The following is a 214-nucleotide window of genomic DNA, read 5'->3' on the forward strand; positions in this document are numbered from 1 at the left end:
GAGCGAGTTCCTCGCCAACATGAGCCACGAGCTGCGCACCCCGCTCAACTCGCTGCTCATCCTGGCCCAGCTCCTGGCCCAGAACCACACCCGCAACCTCACCCCGAAGCAGGTCGAGTACGCCGGCATCATCCACTCGGCCGGCTCCGACCTGCTGCAGCTCATCAACGACATCCTCGACCTGTCCAAGGTCGAGGCGGGCAAGATGGACATC

At 64.5% G+C, this 214-nt stretch carries 1 protein-coding gene; it reads left to right on the top strand.

Going from position 1 to position 214, the window contains the following annotated elements; translation table 11 throughout:
- Positions 1-214: histidine kinase dimerization/phospho-acceptor domain-containing protein (locus tag IO39_RS43830; RefSeq protein ID WP_043638084.1), on the top strand; the 214-nt coding region annotated here is incomplete at both ends.

This window comes from Nonomuraea candida (assembly GCF_000725485.1).
Classification (GTDB): Bacteria; Actinomycetota; Actinomycetes; order Streptosporangiales; family Streptosporangiaceae; genus Nonomuraea; species Nonomuraea candida.